This window comes from Bacillus sp. NPDC094064 (genome assembly GCF_050279585.1).
GTDB lineage: Bacteria > Bacillota > Bacilli > Bacillales > Bacillaceae_G > Bacillus_A.
The window spans coordinates 338,138-360,539 of sequence record NZ_JBNNUI010000006.1 but is presented as its reverse complement, the minus strand read 5'-3'; the positions used below and the strand labels follow the sequence as shown (position 1 = coordinate 360,539).

20 protein-coding genes and 1 pseudogene are annotated in these 22,402 nt (G+C 33.6%); 3 read left to right on the top strand and 18 right to left on the bottom strand.

The features are described 5' to 3' along the window. Nucleotides 1-407, bottom strand: a 407-nt coding sequence (locus tag ACQKNI_RS16510) for a helix-turn-helix domain-containing protein (protein WP_427282500.1), incomplete at its 3' end; no start/stop codon positions are given. A 330-nt stretch (nucleotides 408-737) separates the two neighbouring features. Between ACQKNI_RS16510 and ACQKNI_RS16505 the strand changes: the two genes are divergently transcribed. After that, nucleotides 738-1,487, top strand: a complete 750-nt coding sequence (locus ACQKNI_RS16505; protein WP_098252916.1) for a DUF4397 domain-containing protein — start codon at nucleotides 738-740, stop codon at nucleotides 1,485-1,487. A gap of 33 nt (nucleotides 1,488-1,520) precedes the next feature. Here ACQKNI_RS16505 and ACQKNI_RS16500 read toward each other — a convergent pair whose 3' ends face one another. Continuing rightward, nucleotides 1,521-2,654 carry a BA2291 family sporulation histidine kinase gene (locus ACQKNI_RS16500; protein ID WP_088230353.1) on the bottom strand — a complete coding sequence of 378 codons (1,134 nt, stop codon included), beginning with the start codon at nucleotides 2,652-2,654 and terminating at the stop codon, nucleotides 1,521-1,523. A gap of 236 nt (nucleotides 2,655-2,890) precedes the next feature. Here ACQKNI_RS16500 and ACQKNI_RS16495 point away from each other — a divergent pair, with 236 nt between their 5' ends. Further along, nucleotides 2,891-3,283, top strand: coding sequence for a YueI family protein (locus tag ACQKNI_RS16495; RefSeq protein WP_088230354.1), 393 nt, complete (start codon nucleotides 2,891-2,893; stop codon nucleotides 3,281-3,283). A gap of 121 nt (nucleotides 3,284-3,404) precedes the next feature. Here ACQKNI_RS16495 and ACQKNI_RS16490 read toward each other — a convergent pair. Then, nucleotides 3,405-3,605: pseudogene (locus ACQKNI_RS16490) on the bottom strand (aldehyde dehydrogenase family protein); the annotation flags it as partial. A 119-nt stretch (nucleotides 3,606-3,724) separates the two neighbouring features. Continuing rightward, nucleotides 3,725-5,080, bottom strand: coding sequence for a hemolysin family protein (locus tag ACQKNI_RS16485; RefSeq protein WP_088230355.1), 1,356 nt, complete (start codon nucleotides 5,078-5,080; stop codon nucleotides 3,725-3,727). A 359-nt stretch (nucleotides 5,081-5,439) separates the two neighbouring features. On the opposite strand from ACQKNI_RS16485, the gene racA reads away from it, so the two are divergent. Further along, nucleotides 5,440-5,982 carry a chromosome-anchoring protein RacA gene (gene racA, locus ACQKNI_RS16480; protein WP_088230356.1) on the top strand — a complete coding sequence of 181 codons (543 nt, stop codon included), beginning with the start codon at nucleotides 5,440-5,442 and terminating at the stop codon, nucleotides 5,980-5,982. A gap of 97 nt (nucleotides 5,983-6,079) precedes the next feature. Here racA and ACQKNI_RS16475 read toward each other — a convergent pair whose 3' ends face one another. The 14 genes from ACQKNI_RS16475 to ACQKNI_RS16410 all read right to left on the bottom strand — a co-directional run bounded on the left by ACQKNI_RS16475 (nucleotide 6,080) and on the right by ACQKNI_RS16410 (nucleotide 22,330). Next, nucleotides 6,080-6,676, bottom strand: a complete 597-nt coding sequence (locus ACQKNI_RS16475; RefSeq protein ID WP_088230357.1) for a hypothetical protein — start codon at nucleotides 6,674-6,676, stop codon at nucleotides 6,080-6,082. 277 nt (nucleotides 6,677-6,953) lie between these two features. Continuing rightward, on the bottom strand, nucleotides 6,954-8,804 hold the full coding sequence (locus tag ACQKNI_RS16470; RefSeq protein WP_098252917.1) for a hypothetical protein: 1,851 nt from the start codon (nucleotides 8,802-8,804) through the stop codon (nucleotides 6,954-6,956). Further along, nucleotides 8,794-10,611 (bottom strand): AAA family ATPase, encoded by a 1,818-nt coding sequence (locus tag ACQKNI_RS16465; RefSeq protein WP_140417334.1) that lies wholly within the window; start codon nucleotides 10,609-10,611, stop codon nucleotides 8,794-8,796. The genes ACQKNI_RS16470 and ACQKNI_RS16465 overlap by 11 nt, the downstream gene beginning before the upstream one ends. A gap of 106 nt (nucleotides 10,612-10,717) precedes the next feature. Beyond that, the gene (locus ACQKNI_RS16460; RefSeq protein WP_000391450.1) at nucleotides 10,718-10,978 is read right to left on the bottom strand and encodes a hypothetical protein; all 261 of its coding nucleotides are present in this window, start codon (nucleotides 10,976-10,978) and stop codon (nucleotides 10,718-10,720) included. Nucleotides 10,979-11,054: 76 nt separating this feature from the next. Continuing rightward, complete coding sequence (locus tag ACQKNI_RS16455; RefSeq protein ID WP_088230621.1) at nucleotides 11,055-12,482, bottom strand: basic amino acid/polyamine antiporter; 1,428 nt, start codon at nucleotides 12,480-12,482, stop codon at nucleotides 11,055-11,057. Between the two features lie 213 nt (nucleotides 12,483-12,695). Continuing rightward, nucleotides 12,696-14,207: an ABC transporter permease/substrate-binding protein gene (locus ACQKNI_RS16450; RefSeq protein WP_088230360.1), complete on the bottom strand. Its 1,512-nt coding sequence runs from the start codon at nucleotides 14,205-14,207 to the stop codon at nucleotides 12,696-12,698. A gap of 3 nt (nucleotides 14,208-14,210) precedes the next feature. Beyond that, the gene (locus ACQKNI_RS16445) at nucleotides 14,211-15,155 is read right to left on the bottom strand and encodes an ABC transporter ATP-binding protein (RefSeq protein WP_088230361.1); all 945 of its coding nucleotides are present in this window, start codon (nucleotides 15,153-15,155) and stop codon (nucleotides 14,211-14,213) included. 100 nt (nucleotides 15,156-15,255) lie between these two features. Then, nucleotides 15,256-15,813: a YdcF family protein gene (locus ACQKNI_RS16440; protein ID WP_088230362.1), complete on the bottom strand. Its 558-nt coding sequence runs from the start codon at nucleotides 15,811-15,813 to the stop codon at nucleotides 15,256-15,258. Between the two features lie 63 nt (nucleotides 15,814-15,876). Further along, the gene (locus ACQKNI_RS16435) at nucleotides 15,877-17,106 is read right to left on the bottom strand and encodes an MFS transporter (RefSeq protein ID WP_088230363.1); all 1,230 of its coding nucleotides are present in this window, start codon (nucleotides 17,104-17,106) and stop codon (nucleotides 15,877-15,879) included. Between the two features lies 1 nt (nucleotide 17,107). Next, a complete protein-coding gene (locus ACQKNI_RS16430; RefSeq protein WP_071709518.1) occupies nucleotides 17,108-17,644 on the bottom strand; it encodes an NADPH-dependent FMN reductase in 537 nt (178 codons plus the stop codon). 435 nt (nucleotides 17,645-18,079) lie between these two features. Then, nucleotides 18,080-19,117: an alcohol dehydrogenase AdhP gene (adhP, locus tag ACQKNI_RS16425; protein WP_088230364.1), complete on the bottom strand. Its 1,038-nt coding sequence runs from the start codon at nucleotides 19,115-19,117 to the stop codon at nucleotides 18,080-18,082. 342 nt (nucleotides 19,118-19,459) lie between these two features. Next, on the bottom strand, nucleotides 19,460-20,095 hold the full coding sequence (locus tag ACQKNI_RS16420; RefSeq protein WP_088230365.1) for a response regulator: 636 nt from the start codon (nucleotides 20,093-20,095) through the stop codon (nucleotides 19,460-19,462). Nucleotides 20,096-20,110: 15 nt separating this feature from the next. Then, on the bottom strand, nucleotides 20,111-21,229 hold the full coding sequence (locus ACQKNI_RS16415; RefSeq protein WP_088230366.1) for a GAF domain-containing sensor histidine kinase: 1,119 nt from the start codon (nucleotides 21,227-21,229) through the stop codon (nucleotides 20,111-20,113). Between the two features lie 207 nt (nucleotides 21,230-21,436). After that, nucleotides 21,437-22,330, bottom strand: coding sequence for a mechanosensitive ion channel family protein (locus tag ACQKNI_RS16410; RefSeq protein ID WP_088230367.1), 894 nt, complete (start codon nucleotides 22,328-22,330; stop codon nucleotides 21,437-21,439). Between the last annotated feature and the right edge of the window lie 72 nt (nucleotides 22,331-22,402).

Here is a 22,402-nt window from a genome sequence, read left to right as displayed (position 1 = left end):
AATTTCACCATTTTCAATTTCGGTAATTTGATATAACCATGAAATAACATAATATTTCCGTTTACTCGATTCGTTGTATAAGATTTTCTACTTTTGAATGTAGGAAAATCACTTTGTCCACTAAAAAAATTCTTATAGGCAGTTTGCAAGTTTAATTGAGCGTTAGTCAACGCTAAGGAATCGACTTCTTTCAACCATTCATACTGCGCCTTGTATTTCGCAGGAGGAGGGAATTTTTGTTTCTTTCGTTCTTCCTTGTTCTCTTTGTATGTTTCGTATATTTCTTTCCGCTCAGCCAGCATTTTATTATACACAAAGCGTACACACCCAAAAGTTTTACGAATGAGATGTGCTTGTTCTTCTGTTGGATACAGACGAAACTTGTACGCCTTATTATGCTTTGTCATATCCATTCATCTCACTTTTCGCTTCATTTCCCGTAAGCTATGACGGTGATCACACAACCTGAACAATAACATGATTATTATCTACTTTCATTGTTATACCAAACTTTACCTCTTATAAGACTGCGTATATCAGAGGCGAAATAAATAGGAAAATCAAATGTTTGGCTACGCCAAACCGAAATTCATCTCCCACCTACCGCTAGACTATCGTCTTTCACACGCCCCAGGAAGGAGACTTCTTTCGGATAATGTGTTAAAAAAACAGCTTTTTTCGCATAACCTCTTTCTCACTTCGCATATAGTTTTAATGATGATAAAGGAGGAATGTTCATGTCTCAATATGAAATCGAAAAATATGGACAAGAAGCTGCCCGTTACGAACAGCTTGCTCGTTACTATCAACATAGTAATCCCAAAAAATATGTAGAACTATATATGAAATATTACGATGCTCTTACAAAACTTGTACAGGCATATGAAAAAAGGGATGCACAAGAATCTACTTTACCCTCCCATATAAGAATTTTTCACGCTGCTCCAAACACGCCAGCGGTAGATATTTTAGTAAATGGACAAAAGGTCATTAAAAGCATTTCCTTTAAGCAATTTAGTCCTTATTTATCATTAGTACAAGGTAAATATCGCATAGATATTGTCCCTGTCGGGAACGAAACTCCAATCTTTTCAGCCTTAGTACCAATAATGGGAAATCATACTTATACGCTTGCTGCCATAAATAGTGACAATCATCTACAGTTACAACCTATACTTGATAATACACATTTACCATCTGGTCAAGCGAAAATCCGCTTTGCACACTTTTCTCCCGATACTCCTGTTGTAAATGTAGATTTGAAAGGTGGAGATCATTTATTTGAAAATGTACTATTTAAACAAACAACAGATTTCATACAAGTAAGCCCTGGTACAGCAGATATTGAAGTTTCACTCGCAGATAACAAAGAAGTTCTGTTAACTTTACCTAAATTCGATGTTGAACCGAATGTAATTTATACCATTTCAATAGTAGGTTATTCAACGAAAGATCCTAAATTAGAAGCTGTTATACTTACAAATTAAAACAGTCTACACCATTTATTTGGTGTAGACTGTTTATTTTTGAAATGCAATTTGAAATTCTGTCCAATCGTTATCTGAACGACACATAATAGATCCATTATGTTTTTCTACAATTTGTTTACATACAAATAACCCAATACCAGTTCCTAACTTTTTAGTAGTTACAAACGGTTCAAAAATCGTTTCAACATTTTCTGCCGGAATCATTGGTCCATTATTTTTTATTACAATTCGTATAGCTTGTTCTTCTTCAAATACATCAATGATAATTTTTCGCTCTTCTTTCATTGATTCCAGAGCATCGATTGAGTTCATTAAAATATTTAAAAATACTTGTCTCACTTCACTCCGATAACCAACAAGTGGAATTGGATATGGCAAATTCTTTTCAATTGAAACATTTGCATTGACCAAACTCGGGTATAAGAACTGTATAATATCTTGAAACAAGTCATTAAGCCAAAACCGTTCTGATTCATTCCACATTTCCTTTTTCGATACGAGTAAAAATTGCGAGATTCGAAAATTCAATTGATCTAATTCATGTGAAATGATATCTAAATACGATAAATTAGGATGATCTGTTTTTAACAATTTGACAAATCCCATTATTGAAGTAAGCGGATTACGAAATTCATGTACAAAACTAGCCGACATTTGCCCTAAAATCGTCAGCCTTTCTTTATGTGTTTCATTAATATATTGCTGTTTTTCTTCTAAATTTTTCGTAATAATTTCGGAGTATTTTAAAACGGTATAATAAATTAATTTGTCAAAACAAGTATGTACTTGAGCCATGATTGGTTTTAGTTCACGAGCGCTTACGTCTAATTCACACATCGCTTCAAAAAGTTCATTTCTTCCCACGTTTGCATTATAGACAAAATCTCCAATATTCGCATCTGCCCCCGCACGCTCAATAGCAATTTTCTCGCATAATGGTTGAAGATAATCAATACCTTTATCTTCCATGGTCAGTTCAATAATTAACTCTAATAAATCCTCTCCATTTTGAACTACCTCTTGTTTAAATGGATCTTTTTCGGAAATTATCATTTTGTTTTTCCAGTTCTCTACGAATTGGTGCCTGTTGTTTTTCAAGTGCGAACAAAATACTTCTTTAATATCCTTATCGATTGGAAAAACCCCCATTTCCTCCATTTCCATACGACGAATACCCTTTATATTTTGAATATTAACATAAAAATCGTAATTCGTTAATAGATTATTGTCACATTTTGTTAATATCTGTTGATAAAATTTTTTTTCGTTTCTTTATAAATTGTTACATTCATTCATTCTCCTTTCCTCCCCTTCATTCAAACTTTATTACATTTCATTCGTCTTTTTTTTGCATCCTGCTTCATTCTTGCGTACAATAGAAAATGAAAGGTGTGAAAAATATGGTAAATAAAAATGTGGAAGATTATCTCCAAGAAGGCATTTATGGCCAAAAGCAAAACAAACCCGAAGAACGTAATATGTATTTAACTACATTACGTGAGCGTGTAGAAATCGCTTTAACTATCGGTCAAGTAATGCAAAGTAATGTATATACAGAAGTAACGAGTAGTATGCGTCCTTCTCAATCATTACAAATATTCCTAAATGGTGGCATTGCTTACCCACATTTATCAAAATACATTAAATTAGCAAATGAAAAAAATGTTCCTTTCACAATTGTTCAAAATAAAGGAACAGAAACACCAATCGGTTTAGTACTATCACATAGCACCGCTGTAGATAAAGAACAAATTTATGTAGAAGATACTATTTTCAAACAAGAAATGAAGTAAACGGTACACTTGATTAAATTAAATCGTTCCGAGAAACGTAGAAAAACAATAAAAAAACGAGTATGGAATCGTAAACATTTCCTACTCGTTTTTTATTGCACTGTTTAAGTGCTATCCTACTTTATTTTTTAATACACACTAATTTCATTTCTGTCATTTCTTCTATTGTATATTGAATTCCTTCACGCCCCGTGTCACTTTCTTTCACACCACCAATTTTTAACTCATCAATCGTACGCATTGCTTTGAACAAATTATTCATGAATACTCCTGCTTGTAGACCGTAACGTGAATGATTTCCTTCCTCTATTGCTTTATCAAATCATTTTAATATACACAATAATAATTCATCTAGTGAAAGGTCTGACTTGTGTTATTGTATCATAGCCCTTATCTCTCCAGGAACATTATACTCAAAAAAACTCTGCCATATAGCAGAGTTTACGAACTAATTTGCTCTTGTAACGAAATTTGTTTTTCATCTTCTAAAATAACAATCGATTCTACTATTTTTGTAACTTCTAACCTTTTAATATAATGTCCATCTAATTCTTTCACACAAAATCTATAATTTTCAATTTCGATGGAATCTTCTTCAGCAATCTCTATATTCTTCGTTAAAATCCAACCACCGATTGTATCAACATCATTATCATCAATCGTTAAACCTAATAACGTATTCACTTCACTAACAAGCACTTTACCCTCTAGTATCGTTTTTGTTTCACTAACTTGTTGAATTTCTGGCTGTTCATCCGTATCAAACTCATCTTGAATATCTCCAACGATTTCTTCTAAAATATCTTCAACAGTAACAAGTCCAGATGTACCACCATATTCATCTATCAATATAGCAATATGTGTTCTTTCTTTTTGCATTTTTAAAAACAAATCATGAATAGGGATGGAATCGATAACTAAAATAATTGGCCTAATATATTGTTCTACTTTCTTTTTACTAACTGCTTTATGCTGCACAAAATCTGTAAAAATATCTTTAAAGTTTACAAAACCTATTACGTGGTCTTTGTCGCCATCAACAACTGGATATCTCGTATATTTTTCCTGAGACATTTTTTGTAAAGCTTCTTCAGCAGGCATTTCTTTACTAATAATATGCATCTCAGTTCGAGGTACCATTATTTCTTTTGCAATACGATCATCAAATTCAAAAATTTTATTCACATATTTATATTCAGACTGATTGATCTCGCCATTTTTATAACTTTCTGAAACTAACAACCGTAACTCTTCTTCTGAATGAACCTCATCATGTCCTTTCGGTGGTTTCAGCCCTAGCAACTTCGTAATAAATCGAGCTGATCCATTTAGGAGCCAAATAAATGGGAATGCGATACGATAAAAGAAAATTAACGGCTTAGCAACAAACAAACTTACTTGTTCAGCTTTTTGAATCGCAAATGTTTTTGGGGCCAATTCCCCAATTACAACGTGTAAAAAAGTAATAAACAAAAACACTAAAATTACAGCAAAAATGTCTGCAAGTTGAGTAGAAATATTCCAATTTGCAAAAAGCGTGTCAAACATTTGCTTTAGCGCAGGTTTACCAAACCACCCAATCCCTAGAGCTGTAACTGTTATTCCTAGCTGACAAGCAGATAAATATTCGTCTAAGTTTGTAATGACTGTTTTGACCGATGTTGCGCCATTATGTCCCTCTGCAATTAAATAGTCAATTCGTGAACTTCTCACTTTAACAATTGCAAATTCTGCTGCAACGAAAAATGCCGTTAAGGCAATTAAAACAATCACTATACTTATACTATATATGTCCAAATACTTTTCCTTACTTACAGTGTAAGCAAGGAAGCCACCTCCTACTTAATTTTATTCAAGTGAAGTAAGCATTCTAATACTCTAACAAAATTCTACATTAGCAACCACCTTTTTATATATTATATGCATACATAAAAAAGATATTTATCATTATGATAATCTAATTCATTTACCCTCGTCAAATCAAATTATTTTAACTCTTAAGACAAAATACTGTTATATAAACGATATATTCTTCACAATTAAATTTCGTGAAAAAACACTTTCTTTGCCGATTCCCCACTTCTTTTGTCACACCAGAAGGGAACTTACTTCATAGATCGAAATCATTCAACAGGATATATATAGGAGGGATTATTTTGGAATATAAAACACCATTTATCGCAAAAAAATTAGGTGTTAGCCCAAAGGCTGTTGTCCGGATTGCACAACAATTAAATCTTACAATAGAAAAAAATAAATATGGTCACTTTATTTTTACACAAAATGATTTAGAACAAATGTTAGAATACCATCGTTCTCAAATAGAACAGACTCAAACCTCTCAGCCTACTCAAAAAACATCATCAAGTGATGTTGAAGAATTAAAAACTCAAGTAAACACAATTGCTCAAAACTCATCATCGAATGATTTGGAGCAACTCGCTTCTCAGTTAAACACCATTACGAGAAGGCTAGATCGTATGGAAGAGCAAATGCAAGATAAAGCAAACGATGTCGTTACGTATCAACTCTTACAGCATCGCCGCGAAATGGAGGAAATGTTAGAACGAATTCAAAAACTAGAAGCTGCCCTTAAGAAAGAAGAACCAATATATATTACTCCCGATTCAAAACCGTCATATGAAAGAGAAAAGAAGCCAAAGCGTCGTAAAATGATTTTTAGTATATTTGGATTATAATTTTTAGACCCTTATTAAAATAATAAGGGTCTTTTTTTATGAAGAATTATATTCTATTTACACATCATTATCTATACTTATACATATTCACTTCTCTTTATTTTGTTAACATAATATTTTTACTGTATTCTGCAATTAATGCCTGTGCCTGAGCATTCCCTTGAATCACATCACGAAATTCTTTTAAAGAATACAAATGCGTAACTCCTTTTCGTGCATGAATTCGAACTGGTACACCTTGTAAAGTATCATGAAACTGAAATGGACTATCTATCGGTTCAATTGGGAAACCGAGTGTGAGTAAATACATATACATTCTTTTTGTTACTGCTGCAATATACCATTCCGCTTTCGTTTCTAACGCATGCATAAATAAAATAGCTGTTAACCTTTTGAAATGTCCTCTCCCGCGTGACGTTTTCGCAATACTTAACTTACCTATTTCATACACATTTTTCAAATCTTTCACTAATTCATTTTTAGAAAACGGATAGAAAAACTCAGAATTTGATTGTTCGGGTACCGTATACTTAATACATTCTACTGTACCAATATGATGATCATCTTCTATTAATAAAAATCGTGATGGATTTAAATTACGTTCTACAAACATTAAGTTTCTTTCTTCACAAAAATCTCCCCATAGTTGCTCGAACCAAAAATGTTCTTCCTTTGTTTGAACACGCTGGAACATATTTAACCGCCTTTCCCATCGTTGCTCTGTTTTTTGACAACGCTTTCACTATCTATCATATAAGAACAAACCTTCGTATGCAACTAAAAATATTTATGACTTATTATATTCTGCAAAATGAATTAAATTCCAACATAATCGTCTTTTATCCCGCATGCACAATTCTATTCAAAACATCTGTGTATCCCATTACAAATTCAAAACACATCGCGCATCTGTCCATATAGCATATAATTCTTCTTAATCTAAAAAAATCCTTTATAAAAAAGGATTTCTTTTACTTATTTACACTTTTTAACCATTTATCAAAAATTTGAACCATCCCATGTTTTCCAGCTAATTTCTCTTCCCCTTGTTTCGTTTTATATGGATATAATTGCAAGAAAACACCACATCCAGATTCAATTTTTTTACTATGCATATGACTTCCTGGATATACACAAATGACTTCATAAATTGCCCTTCGATGAAATACTCGCTTTCCATTCTGTTCTTCTACGTACTTTATAGACCAGTACTTATACATTTGCTCAGTTGCTTTCGTATTTCCAACGTGCTGAAAAATATTGTACATTGGGCTATACTTCACTTCAATAATAATAGAAGATTTATATACGTATTTCTCTTCCTCCCTTACATAACAGTCTAAGCGAATATCTGGCTTTTTTGTGTCTTCACCATTATAAAAATTACTCCCCTTACTTAATGCAATAAGAGGATGTGTTTCAATTAAGTCATTAAATGCGACATGCACCTTTATATCATCTTGATGTAAAATTACTGTCGTTCCATCTTGTAATCCATCTACATAAAAATGTTCTTGTATTTGCTCACGAATGGAATGCTTCGCTTCAAAACCCATTTGCTCCAGCATTGAAATAACGATAAAAAAAGCGTAATATTCATACACTAAAAACGTTGGTTTATATACAAATAATAAAGATGGTGATTGATCTGTATGTTGTGGAAGTAAATCTAAATAATGCAGTAATTGCTGATGTGGTATAGGTAACTCATTTGCATTCATGTGACCTGTTTCAGAAACTTCTCTCCAAAATGGAGAATACATTAAAGTTTTAAAGTATTGTACACTTTCATGCACAATATGCGCTAATATTTTATACTCTTGTATTTTCACAGAGCTTTTCCTTACATCCGCTTCTTTTAGTAAATGTATATTTTTATATTTTTGCTTCTCTCTATCGGTCACAGATCCATTTCGCTCAATTGTTTGCATGATCGTTTTAACAGCTTGAAATTCTTCTGATTTTTTCTTTTTTGCTCTTTCTAAAATTTCAATTGTTTGACGTAAAAAACTTTCCGCTTCAAGTAAATACTGATAAAATTGCAACGCTTTAAATTTAAGAAATGCATTTTCCTTACTATTTTTTTGTTCTATAAACTTACGGTTATAATATTTTGCATAAGGTTTTCTTTCTGCCATTATAGTTCCTTTTCTCGTTGCCTTTCGTTCCTTTGTTTCCCATTTATATTCATGTGTAAATTTAAAATTCGATTCTATCTTCTTAAAAATTCGCTTTATCTTTTTCATTTTTTGCGGCAACTTTCTTAGTAACACTAAATAAGAAGAGTCCTCAATATCGCTTAGTGCAGAGAACGTCTTTTTATAATATCCTCTATCTAAAATTAACTCATTTAAAATGGACTTTACATAGTTTTGAATCATTTCAAATTGATCATCAAAAAAATTTTTTGGTACGACTTGAAAAGCACCATAATACGTTTTCTCTTCTATACGCACTTCAAAATGATACAAACCACATCGCCATGGATAAAAGAACTCTGTTTTCCCGTGTTCATATATTAATACCTTTTGTTTTTTTTCATTTATTTCGTACTGTGACTCTTTTATATTTTTCTGTCCCTCATATACTTTATTCCATATAAACGTTATATTCATTGGATTCTCATAATAGTAATGCAATCTAATCGGTTTTAATTCTTGTATTTTATAAATACATTGAACTAATGCTGTAGTAGATGTACAAAGACGGTTTAATAAAATATGATCCCCTTTTCCTTCTGTTCCAATAATTAATTTCAATACAAAAGGAAGTGTTTCTTTCGTATCAACAATTTCTGTTTTATACTGCTCTTCATTTCGCATATCCATACAACTCCAGTTCTCTACGTTTTTCTCTTATATATGCTAAAGAGTGTTCAAATGTAGAGACTCTGTTTGCAAGTGGAGATTGCAAAAGAGGTACTAAAGTCGCTCCTCTTTTTACTTCTTCAGAAAGTAATGAACCAACCGTCATTTCGGTCCCTCTTAATTTCGTCAGTACACGTTGCTTTATTTGTAAATCAAAACCCTCTTCCCTGCTGATCATATAAGAATGATTATTTTGGAACGGTATATTTTGCAAGTAAGTAGCAATTGCATTTGCACACCGAAAAGAAATTCCCTTTGACGTATCATGTGATGACAATACAGCATGCAACTTATCTAATAGCTCTAACTCTTCCTCAGAAAACACCTCAATCATCGCTTTATTTCTAATCCAATTTATCCGAAATTCTCCCGCTGTTACTTTCAGAGGGGGTTGTAATACAACTTTCTCTTGTGCTATGCCCATCTCACAAAACGGAATTTTTTGTAAAGTAATTAAATTTGTTCGATCTAATAATCGATCGGAGAGCTCTTTCGTTGTTTCATCAAAATTTACAGTACCTACAAATATAATATTTTCTCCGATTTCAATTGTTGATGGAATTTCGTTTTCTACCCCCTGCGCACCCTCATACAAATTCAACATACGATTTTTCTGTTCAAGTTGAAGAACAGATAAAAATGGTGTAAACCAATGCTCAATATGTGACATGTTCATTTCATCAAAAACGATGATATACAATTGATTTTGATTTTCTTTCGCCTTCATTAACGCTCTAACTAACTTTGTTTCACTTTCTATAAAAGTACCATTTGGATGAAGATATCCAAGCAAATCATGTGGTTCTTGGTACGAAGGAGAAATCGGAATCCAAACCAACTCTTCCCCATAGTGTAATCCAAGTGCTTCTGCATAAGCTTGCACAAAACGTGATTTTCCAACGCCTGGTATGCCACCAAGGATCGTTAACATATTTGTTTTTACACTGATATGGAAGTTATAAATATCCGTTTCATCCAAGTATAGTCCTTTATTGCGCACCATATTTTGTACATACTGTAAAAAGGATAATTCACGCTCATCCCATTCCCATTCATCTTTTTGTACTTTTATATCCTCTATTTCAACCAGCTTACCTTCTTCAATAATTCGTTTTTTTAATTGCCCATACACTTGATCACTTACAAAATACAATTGGTCTTCTACCGCTATTTCTACATGCTTCATCCAATCATTAAATTCTATATATTTACATTCCCGATTTTGTTCAAAATACGCAATGGAACTAATTGATGACTTTAATGATATATTTCCATATAACCTTCCATTGTGCCACAATAATTCAGGAGGCTCAAAGTCTTTCGGGAATTTTGGCATAAGAAATGATAAATAACCTTTACTAAGTTTTCGTTCTAAAGACTCTCCTTTTTTGTAATCGGAAACTTTAGGCGCTGGAATCATTTTATAGCCAGTTGCTATTTCTCTCGGTTCCTCTGTACATATTAACTCCACGTATACATTTCCTCTTTCATAGTAGAGACGAAACATGACCAATTGCTTTTCTAACTTTCTCTTCTTTAATTCCAAAAAGATTTTTTCATTTTTTTTATTGCTACATAAACCTTCAAATACATAATGTTCATTTTTAAATTGTTCTTGTAAAGTAAATGGTACCGGTGATAAACATTGTACGAAGAAATTTTCTCCATTCTTCTCTCTCTCCGCTTTTGCAAATATTCCGATAAACCTCATATAGTACATTCGTTTTATAAAACTTGGCTGAAGAGCTTTATGTAATTTCACCTTAGTCACCTTCTTTTTTTCATACTATTCTTAGTGTATGAAAGAAAAGAAAAACTAGAAATAAAAAACCTGACGTTATCCGCCAGGTTCATAATTAAAACGTATTTTAATGAGAAGGAAATGCTTTTTTTTCCTGTAAAATAGCATTGTGAGCAATTTTCATCTTAGCAAGTACGTATCGTAATCGATCTTCTGCATTTTCATCTTTATTTTGCTGTAATCCCGCTAAATTCTCTACAGAACTCGCTAAATTTTCAATCACTCCTCGTAGTTCAGGATGATGATTAAAAAAAGATTCTTGTACTAATACTTTCCTTAACTCGCTGGCTAAATCAATTATTCGAGACAACTGTTCTTTTTCTTCCATTTTCATCCCTCCTGAATATCTTATGTATTAAATATTCTCCAAACAAAGAAAAAAGCCCTTTAAATGAAAAGGACTTTTACATTTTTATATTTCCAGTTAACAACATATAAAGTGATGTGAAAGCTGCAACAACAATTGCCCACATTACATATCTCTCTATACCTGTAAAACAACGATTCCCTTTTTCTTTTCTTGCAAACACGTAAACAACAATCCCGATTCCATATACAATTGAAACGAGCAATAAATTCTTTAAACCAGCTGCATAAATAAGCCATACAGAGTAAATTGAGGCAATTAAAGCTAATGCGCCATTTTTTACTTTTGCATCTTTTAATTCATTTGTAATGACTAATTTGAATTGGAATAATGCTGATAATAAATATGGTAATAAAATTGATGTTGATGCAATGAAATACATAATTTGATATGTTGATTCTGAAAACAGAACGATTATAAATATAATTTGGGCAACACCATTTGAGATCCATAAAGCCATGTGAGGTGTTTGCTTTTTATTTGTTTTCGTAAAGACTTTCGGAAACACACCATCTTTTCCTGCTACATGAGAAATTTCAGAAACAAGTAAAAACCAACCAATTAGCGTACCGACTAGTGAAGCAACTAAACCGATGTTAATCGCAACTGCCCCCCACGGTCCAACAACATGCTCTAATACATGTCCCATTGACGGCGTTTCTAAAACGGAAAGTTCTCCTCTTGTCATCGCTCCCATTGATAAAACTGAAATTAAAATATATATAGACATTACTAAAATTAATCCAAGTACTGTCGCTTTTCCAACGTCTCGGCTATTTTTCGCTCTTCCCGATAACACAACTGCTCCTTCAACCCCAATGAACACCCAAAGAGTTACAAGCATTGTATTTTTCACTTGACCAAGTACAGAGGAAACTGAAATTGTTCCTTCTCCCCAAAAGTCATGTGTAAATGTATCCCAGCGAAACGCCGTTACCATTACAACAATAAATAATACAATCGGAACAAGTTTTCCTATTGTTGCGATCACATTCATAATGGAAGCTTCACGAATTCCAAATAAAATTAGAAAATGAAGTGTCCATAATAAAAGTGAGGCACCCACAATTGACGCAACATTATTTCCTCCTTTAAAAATCGGGAAGAAATAACCTAATGTACTAAACAGCAACATAATGGTTGCGACATTTCCTAATATTCCTGCTAGCCAATATCCCCAAGCACTATTAAATCCAATATATTCCCCGAAACCAGCTCGTGCATAACTATAAATTCCACCCTCAAGCTCCGGTTTTTGTCTTGCTAATGTTTGATATACGAGCGCAAGCGGGATCATTCCCATCGCTGTAATACACCAACCAATTATTGTTGCACCACTATTTGCTCCTACTGCTAAATCATGTGGTAAGCTAAAAACACCGCCACCAACCATTGTTCCAACTACTAATGCGATTAACGGAAAGAATCCTAACTTCTTTTCTATTTGTACCACCCCATCTGTCATTCTAGGTGCTATGTTCATTCAACTATTAAAGTCACCTTTTTCTCTAATAGACGTCTCTCTTATATTTTTTCAGGAAAACATTACTTATTCTAAAAGAAAATGAAGAAAAATGGAATACTTTTTTGAAAAAATGTATAAGTATGCATGAAAAAACCGTTCATTTTGTAATAAACGGTCATTTCAAACAGATAAAATTGTATATTTATTGTAAAATTAACGAAGTAACTTTTCTTTTTGTAAAAATTGTTTTGCAACTTCTTCGCTACTTTTACCATTCACATTTACTTCATAATTCATTTTTCGCATTTCTTCATCTGTAATTTTTCCAGATAATTTATTTAATACTTTTTCGAGTTCAGGATATTTCTGTAGTGTCTCTTTTCTTAGTAATGGTGCCCCTTGATAAGGCGGGAATAGCCCTTTATCATCTTTTAGCACTTTCAGCCCATATTGTTCCAATTCACTATCTGTTGAATATGCATCGATTACGTTCACATCACCTGATTGAATTGCACTATAACGCAGCTTCGGTTCCATCGTTTTAACATTTGAAAACTTATAGTTATATAATTTTTGCATTCCCTTATAACCATCTTCACGATCCGCAAATTCTAATGTAAATCCTACTTTAGCATTTTGTGCAATATTTCCTAAATCAGAAATTGTATTTATATTATTTTGATCTGCTATTTTTTTCGGCATAGCTAGTGCGTATGTATTGTTATACTCCATTGGCTTTAACATAACCATATTATATTTCTTTTCCATTCCAATACGAGCTTGTTCATATACTTCATCACGATTTGTACTTTTCGGTTCTTCTTTCACAAAAGTAGATAAAGCTGTTCCTGAAAACTCTGGGTATATATCTACTTCACCTGATTTTAACGCTTCAAATACAAATGCTGTTTTTCCAAGGCCAGGCTTTAATTCTACTTGTAAATCTGTATCCTGCTCAATAAGTTGCTTGTACATTTGAATTAAAATTTCTGGTTCAGATCCAAGTTTTCCGGCAATAACTATGTCGTTCTTTTGTGTATTCCAAAGAAATGGCGAAGCAATCATTACGCCAACAATACATATCGTCAATATAACGCGCTTATATGAGCGTTTTGGACTCTCAAGCATACGTAGCACTATATCAAAGAATAAAGCGAGTAATGCGGCTGGTACGGCCCCTAAAATGATAAGCGCATGATCATTCCGATCGATACCAAGTAATATGAGCTTACCGAGCCCACCAGCACCTATTAAAGCTGCTAATGTAGCGGTTCCAACAATTAATACCATCGCCGTACGAATACCCGCCATAATAATCGGTAATGCAAGTGGAAGCTCTACCTTCCACAATCTTCTCCAACTATTCATCCCCATAGCTCTTGCTGCTTCAATTAAAGATTCGTCTAATTCCTTTATTCCTGTATATGTATTTCGTAAAATAGGTAATAGTGCATACACAACTAATGCGATAATGGCTGGAAGTTTTCCGATTCCTACTAACGGAATTAATAGTCCGAGTAATGCAAGTGATGGCACAGTTTGCATTACTGCAGAAGTTCCTATTATAAATTCAGCCATTCGTTCTTTTCTTGTTAACAAAATGCCAAGTGGCACCGCAATAATTACTGCAAAAAATAGTGAAATAAGTGATATTTGCAAATGCTCACTTAATGCACTTATCAATTCTATTTTTCGTTCTTGGAACGTTTGAATCAAATCAGTCACTGTTTAACCTCTTTCCTTCATTTGTTCAACAATATAATTGACAATATGACGACTTGTTAACATACCAACATATTGACCATTTTCTTCAACTGGCACTGATTCTTCAGCTTGTAAGCGAATTAGTGCTTCTTGTAAAGGTGAATGTAAAGATAAAGCAATCCCTTCAACTCGTGTACGATTGTCTAGCGGCAATACACCTTCTATACTCATTCCCTCATACCAAGGTCGGCCACGATTTCCAATGAACTCCTCAACAAACTCATTTTTCGGATTATGTATAATACCTTCAGGAGTATCTAATTGGACAACTTTTCCTTCTTTCATAATACAAATACGATCCCCAAGTGATAATGCCTCTTGCATATCATGCGTTACGAACACAATTGTTTTTTGAATCTTTTTTTGTAACTGTACAATATCCTTCTGAAGTTGTTCCCTACTTAATGGGTCTAATGCGCTAAACGGTTCATCCATAAGAACAATTTTCGGGTTTGCGGCTAATGCCCGTACGACACCGACACGTTGTTTTTGCCCTCCTGATAATTCATCAGGCATACGATCGCGATATATATCTGGATCTAGCCCGACCATCTGTAACAACTCGTCGACACGAGCTTTTATTTCCTCCTTGCTCCACTTTCTCATTTCAGGAACAACTGCAATATTTTCAGCAATTGTCATATGGGGAAACAAAGCGATTTGCTGCAACACATATCCTATATCCCAACGTAATTCGTTTATATTATATTGTTGAATATCTTTTCCATCGATTAATATTGAACCTTCTGTCGTTTCAATTAAACGATTAATCATCTTCATTGTCGTTGTTTTCCCGCAACCACTCGGTCCAATGAGAACAAAGAATTCTCCCTTTTGAATTTCTAAATGCAATGAATCCACTGCTTTTGCGCCATCATACGATTTTGACACATGATTAAACTGAATCACAAACACAACTCCTTTATTGTTGTTTCCTTTATTTTGATGGAATATGGAATTCTTTTCAAATGATACGCTTTAAAATTAAAAAAGAGCTCCCATTTGAGCCCTAACGATCGAACAGTATTGTTTTCATAATAGCAGCATATTCACGTACATACATTTTTCTCTTAGAACGCATTGGTGTTTCAGCAGCTAATGCCTCCATCTTCATTCCTAAGCGTTTTGCAATTATTTTCGTTCGATATAAATGATACGTATTACTAACAATTACTGCATGCTCTACATCATATAAATCCATACTAAACTTTACATTTTCATACGTATTTGTCGAACGGTCTTCCATTAATATACGACTCTCATCTATACCGTGTACCATTAAGTAGTTTCTCATACTGTGAGCTTCCGGTATATCTTCATCTTCTCCTTGACCACCTGAAACAATTACTTTTACCTTAGGATGCGAATGTAAATATTCCAACGCTACATCTAACCGATTTTGAAGAGATAAAGACGGTTTATCCCCGAATAACTTTGCACCTAATATAAGAACGTATGGAGAGTGATGACTCAACTTTTCACGAGCAACTTTCTTCATTCGAAACGTCATATAAAGGATGTATAGTGGAGGTAATAATAAGATTATAAGTAATATCCATTTGTTCATATATACGTTTGCACTCCCTTTCTTTTTATTATATAGAAAAAGAAAGGAAGGCAGAAGTGTTTTTTAAACGATCGATTTATTTGAAACACTCGCTTCGAATTTACGTTTTGAGATTACATAATTTATAGCAATTCCTAACGAAAGGATCAATATGAAACTTAGCAAATAAAACGGTACCATTACACCTACTTTAGAAACACCAGCTGTAAACAACATTAACAATACAATTCGAATTCCTGTGCCAATTAATCGAAATAAGCTATCCACTCTTCCCATTACTTCATTTGGAATTTCCTCCATCATCAATACATTTCTTGCTACTCTTGTCCCAGCATTTCCAATCGCATGAAAAATTGCTAGTCCATATAATAACATTATGGAAGGTTCAATCACCATTGCGGTAATTGAAATTATATAAATACCCATCGTCATGACGATCGAAACTTCTGTTTTGACATATTTCATTATGAGTGGAATACTTATCCCTGCGATAACAGCTCCAACACCATACATCATACTTTGTTTCGCGTATACAGAGGCATTAGCTTTTAATATATCTGAAATATAAACCGGGATTAAATAATTTGCCATCATGACACCTATAAACGGCATGTAAGTCGCAAATAAAAACCAAAAGAGCTTAGGACGTTTTTTCATAAAGTGAATCCCTTCGAACAATTGCTTCTTAAATGTTACTTTCCTTTTTACTGCTTTTTTCTTTACATACGGTATACATAAGAAAAGAAAGAATGCTCCTATAAAAGTTAACATATCTACTAATAAGATCCATTTTAAAGAAATGATCTCGATAAGAAAGCTAGCAGCCGCTCCTGCAATAACTTGTGTTAACTGTCCTTGTATTTCCATCGTTCCACTTAAACTTTTATAATGTTCTGCTTGAAATATTTCTTGGTTAAAGGCAAATATCGTAGGATAAAATAATAGATAGTAGAATGACCCCGCTATATAAATGAGAATATAATGAATAGATTGATAAGATTGCCCTGCAAATCCCCATATAACCATTATCCCAATTACGGCTATTCCAATCCCTTCGTTACATAACAATAAAGATTTTCTTGAAAAACGATCAATACTTTGCCCGATAAACGGTGTTAATAAAAACATAATAAGAGTTGAAATGATTGAAACATAACCGAATGTTGTATCTCCTCCACTTTCTTTAATTAACAACCACGGAATCGTTATCATAACAATCCCAGAACCAATAGCGGATAAACTATTGGCTCCTAGAATGTAATACAAGCGAGGATCTTTATAAATAGATGACATATTACTCAACTCCTAGTTGTTTTTTCACCTCTTTATATACGCTCATATACGCTTTTAATTCTTTAACTAAATCGTGAATTAATGGTTTTGCATCTTCTCCAAGTTCACCGTCTTGCACATGAAGTCCATCAAGCACAACTTGTTTTGGAATTGCATTTGCGTAAACACCTCTAGCAACCGTACGCATACTATTTAATGCGTTAATTCCTCCTTTACCGCCTCCTGCAACTGCTAACAAAGCGACAGGTTTATGAATAAATTCACTGCTACTTAAGTAATCTAACGAATTTTTCAGCGCTCCACTCATCGCATTATGATATTCTGGTGTACATAATACTACACCGTCCGCTGCTTTCACTAACGCTTTTAATTTTTTTACTGCTTCTAAATCACGTTGCGATTCTTCACCGTTATATAAAGGCAATTCCTCTACTGCTAAATCATATAACTCCCCTTCAAATTGATCTGCAATATATTTTGCCACTACACGAGTTCTACCGAATTTTCTTGGTGTACCGTTAATAACGACTAGTTTCATACTTATTTCTCCCCTTTGTTTTTAAGTTATATTTATATATTATCAGAAATTTCTATACAAAACACAACATAAAGAGGGAACTAGCTTGAGAAAATAGTATGATAGACGTAAAAAAAACTCATACTTTCGTATGAGTTCTTCACAATTTATTTTTCCTCTTTTATTGCTCAGTATACTTATGCTTTCTTTACAGCTTTTTTATTAGCAAAAACAAATATAAGCCCTTTCTTTCCACTTGTATACAATCATAATTTCTCTCATTAACATGAAAGGTTATGGGATATGAAACAAAAATGAAAGAACTATATTCACTACTACAAACAAATTAAGGAAAAATGAAAAGGCATGAATCCAGTTAAATACCGGACTCATGCCTCGAAATTACCGTTCTATTATTTAAAAAGATTCGCACGACAATGATTTAAACGAAGTGAATTATTTACAACCACAACCGTGTTGTTTAAAATCGATAACCATACGTCCTTGAATTCTACCTTCTTCCATTTCTTTGAATACGTCTTGTACTTCATCTAGTGGACAAGTTTGGACAACCGGCACTACTTTTTCTTCTGCACCAAACATAAATGCTTCCTCTAAATCCTTACGTGTACCGACTAAAGAACCAACTACTTCAATTCCATCTAGTACAAGTCGTGGAATATTTAAGTCCATAGTTTCTACTGGTAAACCTACCGCAACTACTTTACCGCAAGCACGTACCGCATCAACTGCTGAGTTGAAGGCTACTTTAGAAACTGCTGTTACTACAGCAGCATAAGCGCCACCGAGTTCCTCTTGTACAATCTTATCAGCAGGCCCTTGCGTAATTGGATTGATAGTCATATCAGCACCAACCTCTTTTGCTAAGGCTAGTTTGTCATCATTAATATCTACTGCAATTACCTTTGCACCAAATACATGTTTAGCATATTGGATAGCTAGGTTACCTAATCCACCACAACCATAGATTACGATAGGTTGACCTGGTTTAATATCTGATACTTTAATAGCTTTATATGTAGTTACACCTGCACATGTAATTGATGATGCTTGAGCAGGATCTAATCCTTCTGGTACTTTCACCGCGTAATCAGCTGTTACGATACACTGTTCAGCCATACCGCCATCTACTGTATAACCAGCATTTTTAACTTCACGACAGAATGTTTCTCTACCAGTTACGCAATATTCACAACGTCCACAAGATTGGAACATCCATGCAATACTTACACGATCACCAATCTTAAGTGAAGTTACATCATCAGCAATTTTCGTAACAATACCTACACCCTCGTGACCAAGGATGCGGCCATCCGTGTTACCAAAATCATGATTCGCAACGTGCAAGTCAGTGTGGCAAACTCCACAATACTCTACATCTACTAACGCTTCGCCTGAGCGTAACGGACGTAATTCTTTTTCAACAATTTCAATGTTTGCTTTACTATTTTTATTAACGACTACTGCTTTCATATGTGATCTCCCCTTTAGTGTTTTAGAATTTCAATGAGTTTATCTCACAACTTCTGCCTTCACTGTTTTGGTCAATTATTGTACCAAATTTAAGTGTTCAATCATCATTACATGTTCATCATAACATGTAATTTCGCAAGCATATTGTAAAATATTGAACAATATTTGAATTTTTAACCAAATAGTTTTTTAAATAGAGTAGATCTAGTGATTATATCAACAGATTATTAACGAATATAAAAAAGCTCCTCATAAGAAGAGCTTTTTTATATTCGCTTCATCGAAATTAATTGCTCCTATATGTTCTGTCATAACATGTGACACAATTATTCATACTTATTATTAGTTTCCACCATGTTTCACTGCATATAATGCAGCTTGTGTCCGATCATCTACTTCCAATTTAGCTAAAACATTTGAAACATGTGTTTTCACAGTTTGTTCTGTAATATGAAGCGCTGCTGCAATTTCCTTATTACTTCTTCCTTTCGCAATTTCACGAAGTACCTCTTGCTCCCTTTTCGTTAACATAGCAAAAGGATTCTCTTTTTCTTTTTTTACTGCTGATTGTCCTAATAATGCAGGTGTTACTTTCGGATGGAAATTCGCATTTCCTTCATGTACTGCAATGATAGAAGCGACAAGTTGCTCAGGTTGTACTTCTTTTAATTGATAACCATCTGCTCCAGCTTCGAGTGCAGGTAAAACATAATCTTGCTCTGAAAAACTACTTAGCATAAGTATCTTTATCGTCTCATCGTATTCTTTCATACGTTTTGTCGCCTCAATTCCGTCCAGCTTCGGCATAGATACGTCCATTAATACGACATCCGGTTTTTCTTTTTGCACAAAACAAAGTGCCTCTTCACCATTTTCAGCTTCCCCAATAATTTCAAATTCATCTCTTGTTTTCAAAAAGAATACAAGTCCTCTTCGAACGATATGATGATCCTCCGCTAATAGCAATTTAATCTTCACCTATCTTCTCCCCCTTCAAACCGGTAATTGAATTTCTATTTTTGTACCCTTTTTCGGCTCTGTTGTTATTTGAAACGATCCCCTCATTAATTCAATTCGTTCCTTCATACTTTTCAAACCAAGTGCGGACTCTCTTACTTGCTCTTGAATAAATCCTATTCCGTTATCTTCTATGTAAAAATGTAACTGGTTATTTTCTATCTTTAAATGAACATACACCTTTTCACACGAAGCATGTTTTTTACAATTATGTATCGCTTCTTGACTAATACGCCATAATACTTCTTCTATTTCATCTCCAATTGAGACCATTCCATCAATTCGAACTTCCACATGAATCCCTAACAGCTTTCCGTAATTTTGAACCGCTTCTGCTAATCCTTTTTCTAATCCTTCCGGCCTTAATTGCCAAATTAAAAGCGTCATCTCTTGTAATGCTTCTTGTGATAAATCTCCAATATAACTTAACATCTCTTGTAAGTCTCTATCTTCTGTCATATTTAGAGTACCTTTCGCTGTTAACATAATGGAAAAGAGCAGTTGTTTAACGGAATCATGCAAATCACGAGCCAATCGATTTCTTTCCGCTACAACAACGTACTTACGTTCTTTCTCGACTAATTGAATACGTTGTATTGTCGTTCCTATTTGAAATGCAATCGATTCTAGTAATGCTAACTCTTCCTCTGAAAAATGTGTTTTATGAGGCGCAGCCACATTTAATAGACCGAATTTCTCCGATCCAGATCTTAACGGGATTGTTGCATGATGTGTAACATCTTCTGTTTCGCCCCAATTACATTCAATTGCATCTTCTATTCGCTTACATTCAATAATATTAGTCGCTTTTTCCAATCTTCCATTCACAAAACGCTCTACACACCAACAATCCCCTTCACACATTGGCTTCTTTTCTTGCCATGTAAGAGCTGGTGGTAAGTTTTGATCTACAAGCATTCGGTGTTCTCCACTTTCATCAATAAAGAATATCCATCCTGTTTGTAAATTCATAACTTGTAACAATGTATGTAATACTTTTTCTAACATATCCTGTAAATTTGTTGCTTCATTTAATAATTCCGCAATTTCTTTTAATGCTTCTAAACGATGTATCTCTTTTTCATCAAATTTCATTCTCATCACCAATTATCATTATAACATTAAGAAATTTCTAAATTCTACAAATAAAAAAGAACTGAATTCTCCTTCAGCTCTTTTTTCTATATGGACTAATTTATTATTGTTTTTCCTTCCAGTCTTGATAGCGTAACCCTTGCTGCTAAACTACATCAAGAACTGAAAATATCTTTAAAAAAAAAGAGAGAACTCAGCTTGTTTTCTTTAACTATCTGATAAAGATTGCCCCCCATGAATAGGTTGTAAACCTTCAGTAGTAACGAACATGTTCGCAGCTGGCATTTGCACTTGATTTTTATGGAACATAGACATTAATTCAAATCTCACTTGTCTAGAAGCCTCAAAATAATCTTCTGGCTTTATCAAACCTATAATACAAAATTCGTACCCAACATATTTAAGGTTAGGATTTAAGTCTGTAACACCAACATATTTAAATGGTTCAACAGCCTCATCCTCTACTCTATAAAGACTTTGATCTAATTTTTCATTGCAATTAACACAAACTTCTTCTAACAATTCCTTAATTCTTGTAGGATCTTCCTGATAACTTACCGTGATCCGCTCAATAACTCGCATCCATCCTTTATTAAAATTTTGTATCGTTCTGATTTCTCCGTGTGGTATCGTGAGAAGTTTTCCTGACCATTCACGAATTTGCATAAAACGAATACTAATTTCCTCAATCGTTCCTGAATTTGTTCCGTTAAAAGTAACAAAATCGCCAACACGAAACTCTTTATCCGCTAATCTTGCGAATCCCAATATAACATCTTTCAGCATCTGTTGTGCAGCAAAACCGATGACAACTCCAGCTATCCCTGCACCTGCAATAATACTTTTTATATCTACAAATTGGCTAATTAAATATATGATAAGACTGATGATAATGATATATCTAAAAATAGATCGAATTACACTTTGTATCGTCTGCTCTACCTCTTCATCAAAAAAACTTGATTTTTTAAAAAACCAATCAATACTGCGGTTTATAATAAAAGAAATAATGATTAGAACTAAAGCAAATAGTAAAAATCTTAAAAGTAAAAACTCCCTTACATAATTAAAAAACTCTTCAGTATACGTTAATACACTCATCCATCCACTTCCTTACCTAATGAAAATTTCATGCAGCGCTGATTTATTATTAATCCTTTTTAATCATCTCAA

Coding starts and splice junctions, on each gene's coding strand:
- ACQKNI_RS16430 (WP_071709518.1), bottom strand. CDS start 17,644: ATGAAACTAGTCGTTATTAACGGTACACCAAGAAAATTCGGTAGAACT.
- ACQKNI_RS16410 (WP_088230367.1), bottom strand. CDS start 22,330: ATGAGTGTATTAACGTATACTGAAGAGTTTTTTAATTATGTAAGGGAG.
- ACQKNI_RS16495 (WP_088230354.1), top strand. CDS start 2,891: ATGGTAAATAAAAATGTGGAAGATTATCTCCAAGAAGGCATTTATGGC.
- ACQKNI_RS16440 (WP_088230362.1), bottom strand. CDS start 15,813: ATGAACAAATGGATATTACTTATAATCTTATTATTACCTCCACTATAC.
- adhP (WP_088230364.1), bottom strand. CDS start 19,117: ATGAAAGCAGTAGTCGTTAATAAAAATAGTAAAGCAAACATTGAAATT.
- ACQKNI_RS16460 (WP_000391450.1), bottom strand. CDS start 10,978: ATGGAAGAAAAAGAACAGTTGTCTCGAATAATTGATTTAGCCAGCGAG.
- ACQKNI_RS16475 (WP_088230357.1), bottom strand. CDS start 6,676: ATGTTCCAGCGTGTTCAAACAAAGGAAGAACATTTTTGGTTCGAGCAA.
- ACQKNI_RS16470 (WP_098252917.1), bottom strand. CDS start 8,804: ATGCGAAATGAAGAGCAGTATAAAACAGAAATTGTTGATACGAAAGAA.
- ACQKNI_RS16455 (WP_088230621.1), bottom strand. CDS start 12,482: ATGACAGATGGGGTGGTACAAATAGAAAAGAAGTTAGGATTCTTTCCG.
- ACQKNI_RS16415 (WP_088230366.1), bottom strand. CDS start 21,229: ATGAAATTTGATGAAAAAGAGATACATCGTTTAGAAGCATTAAAAGAA.
- ACQKNI_RS16500 (WP_088230353.1), bottom strand. CDS start 2,654: ATGGAAATGGAGGAAATGGGGGTTTTTCCAATCGATAAGGATATTAAA.
- ACQKNI_RS16435 (WP_088230363.1), bottom strand. CDS start 17,106: ATGTCATCTATTTATAAAGATCCTCGCTTGTATTACATTCTAGGAGCC.
- ACQKNI_RS16505 (WP_098252916.1), top strand. CDS start 738: ATGTCTCAATATGAAATCGAAAAATATGGACAAGAAGCTGCCCGTTAC.